This window comes from Streptomyces sp. AC558_RSS880 (assembly GCF_019049255.1).
In the GTDB taxonomy this organism is placed as follows: Bacteria; Actinomycetota; Actinomycetes; order Streptomycetales; family Streptomycetaceae; genus Streptomyces.
In genome coordinates this window covers 36,033-39,820 of the sequence record NZ_JAGMUJ010000141.1, presented here as the reverse complement: position 1 = coordinate 39,820, position 3,788 = coordinate 36,033, and the positions used below count along the sequence as shown (strand labels likewise).

The window sequence follows — 3,788 nt, the reverse complement described above, 5'->3', positions numbered from 1 at the left end:
CCCCTGAGCCCCACTTGGATCGGCAGCCTCATCAACACCACACCAGCCCACCGCAGAAAACCGGCTATAACAATGCATTACAGGTGAAAACGACCTCTTAGAGGGCATCTGATCTATGTAGCTGGTAGTTAGGGATGGTTTTGTGACTGCTGGCGTTGGCGGTCGTTGGGCGAGGTGTGAGTGCTCGTCGTCCGTACCGCAGTGATGTCTCCGACGCCCGCTGGGCCTTGATCGAACCGGTCTTCACCGCCTGGCGTGCCAGGAGAACCGGACCCGGCACAGCGGCTCGAGTGCACGACCTGCGGGAGATCGTCAACGCCATCCTGTACGTCAACCGCACCGGCATCCCATGGGAGTACCTGCCCCACGACTTCCCGCCGTACAAGACCGTCTACGACTACTACGCCAAGTGGGAAGCCGACGGCACCACCCAGCAGGTCCATGACCTGTTACGGGACAAGACCCGTCGATCCCATGGCCGCAGCACCCAGCCGACCGCGGCCGTGATCGACGCGCAGAGCGTGAAGACCTCGGCAAACGTGGCCGAGACCGGTCAGGGCATCGACGCCGGCAAGAAGATCAAGGGACGCAAACGGCACGTCATCACCGACACCCTCGGTCTGGTCCTGGCCGTGCTGGTCACTGCCGCGTCCGTGCACGACACCACCGGCGGCAAGCTCCTGCTCGACGACCTAGCGGCAGCCCACCCCACCGTGTCGAAGGTCTGGGCCGACGGCGGCTACCAGAGCAGCGTCCTCAACCACGGCGCCTGCCTGGGGATCGATGTGGAGGTCGTGCAGCGGCCACGGACGAAGGGGTTCGAACCGTTGCCGAAACGGTGGGTGATCGAGCGGACCTTCGGCTGGCTGATGCAGCACCGCCGCCTGGCGCGGGACTACGAAGCCCTCCCGCAGAGGTCCCGGGCGATGATCCACTGGGCGATGGCTAACAAAATGTCCCGCGAGCTCACGGGGGAATCCACGCCAACGTGGCGAATCGAAACGGACATGACCGCCAGAACAGCGTGAACATTGATCAGATGCCCTCTACTGAGTTTTTCGTTAGTTCTGTGGTGGTGGGGGCTTCGGCAGTGTGAGCATGATGGTGTGTCTTCCAAGCCGCAGGATGCTGTTGCTGATGTCTCCGTTCTGCCGTTGACACGGCCGCAGTTGGCCGAGGCTCGTCGCATGCGCGCGGCCGAGTTGTTCGAGCAGAGACGTCCTTCGTCCGAGGTTGCCCGGGCAGTGGGGATGCACCCGGAGAGTGTGCGCCGGTGGAAACGCCGGTGGGAGCAGGGCGGGGCTGAGGCATTGCGGCGGCGTCCGGCTACCGGTCGGCCGCCCAAGCTGGATGAGGCCCAGGTCGAAGCGGTGCGCGCCGCCTTGGAGCAGGGCGCCCGGGCGCACGGGTTCGCGGCGGACCTGTGGACGCTGGAACGGGTCGGTGTGGTGGTTGAGCGGGTGACCGGGGTGATGTTGGCCCGGGCCTCGGTATGGCGTCTGCTGACCGGGCGGCTGGGGTGGAGTCTGCAGCGGCCCCGGCGTCAGGCCGTCGAGCGGGACGAGTGTGAGATCGCCCGATGGGTCGCCCACGAGTGGCCGCGCATCAAAAAGGGGCGGTGAAGAAACGTGCCTGGATCGTGTTCCTCGACGAATCGGGCGTATCGCTGCTGCCCGAGGTGCGTCGCACCTACGCGCCCCGTGGCCGCACCCCTACTCTGCGGCACCGGCTGAACTGGAAACGTGCCGGGATGGCCGCCGCGCTGGGCTATCACGCCGCCGACCCCGAACGCGGCCCGCGGCTGTGCTTCCACCTCAAGCCGGGCAGCTACGACACCACTTCCCTGATCGAGGTGCTGGAACAGATCAAGACCTTCTACGCCGGTGAGCCGGTGGTGTTGGTATGGGACGGACTGTCCGCCCACTGGAGCCGGGGCATGCGGGCCTGGGCGGCCGAGCAGGACTGGCTCACCCTCGAACGGCTGCCGGCCTACGCACCCGAACTCAACCCGGTCGAACTGCTGTGGTCGGCCATCAAGACCCGCGAGCTGGCCAACCTCGCCGGCGACCACCTCGCCGACGTCGCCGACGCAGCCGAACGCGGCATCCACCGCGTCTGCTCCAGCGAGCAACTCCCGTGGTCCTTCCTCACCCACACCGGCCTGATCATTCACCCCTAAACACCACAGAACTAACGAAAAACTCAGTAAGGGCTGTCCCGCAACGTTGAGGCGGGCGGTTGAGTGACCGAGAGGTTCGCCGCATATCCTCCTGTGGTGCAGCTGCCCCGGGACCCGTCGAACGTCGCCCATGCACTGACGGCAGCGTTTCCAACCCGTCTTGCCGGCGACGTGCGCAGCGTCCTAGCGGTCATGCCGGAGGCCAGGCTCGCGCCGATGATGCCCTTCGAGGTTGAGGTGCAGGGCGAGACCATCGCCATCCCGTCGCGCATCTACAACGAGGAACCGGGCGTCGGCTCGGATGGGCAACTGTCCGAGACACAACAGGTGATTCTGCACTGCCTGTACTCCCGACACCACGATGGCCGGGTTCGCCAGCGGCACCTTGAGCGGATCGTGGCGTCGGGCGAGCCGTGGGTGGTCCCGTTTGTAATGCAGTTGGCCGGCGAGTACGTGCTGGAGATCATCGAGGCGATCGGCCGGGGCCTACCCGGGCTCGCGCACCCGGGTTCGGCCCAGCGCCGTGCCTACGGTGAGTTCATCGCTCGGAATCCGGCCTTCTTCGCGCGCACGGAGCGGCGCGTGGTGAGCTACTGGTCGTGCTACTACCGCTGGAAGTACCGAGCGTTTGGGACGTACCCCGGAGGCGTCCTTTTGGAAGCCTTCCGAGCCGCTGTGGTGGAACAGGTGGGCGCGCAGTGGCCGCGACACACTCCGCGCCCCGCCGGCGGACGCGGGTGAGAAACCTGCAGGAGTTCGGCTGTGGTCCTATCCAGCAAGGTTGAGGTTGTGCAGGCGGGCGATGCCGCGCATGGCGTGGTGGACGCCGTCGCCTTTGAGCCGGCAGTCGCGGAGGATCTTCCAGGTCTTCATTCGAGCAAAGACGTGCTCCACTCGTGCGCGGACCTGCTTGTGTGAGCGGTTGTGCTCCCGCTTCCAGTCGGGCATTTTCTCGCTCTTGGTGCGGCGGTGCGGCATGATCAATCCAGTCCCTGGGTAGCCGCCGTCAGCTATCACGGTCGTCCGTCCGACCGCTGACTTGGCCCCTGATTCCTCCCACGCCTTGCAGTCGTTCCGGTTGCCGGGCAGCGGCCGTCCGACCACGACGACCAGGCGGGTGTCGGCATCGATGACGACCTGGTGGTTGGTGGAGTACCGATAGTTCTTCGACTGCTCGGCCACCGCGTGATCGCGGGTGGGCACCAACGTCCCGTCCACGATCAGAACAGTGCCCCTCGCGAACCGGCGTCGGGGCGGCAAGGCCAGCAGGGGGCCGATGTGGTCGATGATCCGATCGGCCGCCGACTTCGAGGTCCCGAACAGCAGAGCCAGTTGGCGCATGGTCAAGTTGGTGCGCCAGTAGGCGGCGACCAGGAGAATACGGTCCTCAAGCGACAGACCCCACGGACGACCCGTCCGTGGTTCGGCTGCGCTCTCGCGCTGCACCGCGGTCACCAACCTGCCGAATGAGCGCGGGCTCAGCCCGGTGAACGGACGTATCCAAGACGGCTCCGACGCCGTGATCACACCAGCCACATCAAGATCATCTCACCCATGACCGGCAGCTACGGGACACCTCTTAGCCAGGCCACCCTAGTGACCTGAGTCG

The 3,788-nt window shown here is 65.9% G+C and carries 5 protein-coding genes; 4 read left to right on the top strand and 1 reads right to left on the bottom strand.

The window, feature by feature from the left end; translation table 11 throughout:
* Window positions 1-176: 176 nt before the first annotated feature.
* The 4 genes from KUM38_RS33055 (at window position 177) to KUM38_RS33040 (ending at window position 2,920) form a co-directional block, all read left to right on the top strand.
* Window positions 177-1,028 carry an IS5 family transposase gene (locus KUM38_RS33055; RefSeq protein WP_217134992.1) on the top strand — a complete coding sequence of 284 codons (852 nt, stop codon included), beginning with the start codon at window positions 177-179 and terminating at the stop codon, window positions 1,026-1,028.
* A 78-nt stretch (window positions 1,029-1,106) separates the two neighbouring features.
* A complete protein-coding gene (locus KUM38_RS33050; RefSeq protein ID WP_217134990.1) occupies window positions 1,107-1,622 on the top strand; it encodes a winged helix-turn-helix domain-containing protein in 516 nt (171 codons plus the stop codon).
* Window positions 1,619-2,179, top strand: coding sequence for a transposase (locus tag KUM38_RS33045; RefSeq protein ID WP_217134988.1), 561 nt, complete (start codon window positions 1,619-1,621; stop codon window positions 2,177-2,179). The genes KUM38_RS33050 and KUM38_RS33045 overlap by 4 nt, the downstream gene beginning before the upstream one ends.
* Before the next feature lie 96 nt (window positions 2,180-2,275).
* Entirely contained in the window at window positions 2,276-2,920 is a 645-nt protein-coding gene (locus KUM38_RS33040; RefSeq protein WP_217134986.1) for a hypothetical protein, read from the top strand.
* Window positions 2,921-2,947: 27 nt separating this feature from the next.
* Here the strand turns inward: KUM38_RS33040 and KUM38_RS33035 are convergent, their stop codons facing one another.
* A complete protein-coding gene (locus tag KUM38_RS33035; RefSeq protein WP_217134984.1) occupies window positions 2,948-3,715 on the bottom strand; it encodes a transposase in 768 nt (255 codons plus the stop codon).
* Window positions 3,716-3,788 lie beyond the last annotated feature (73 nt).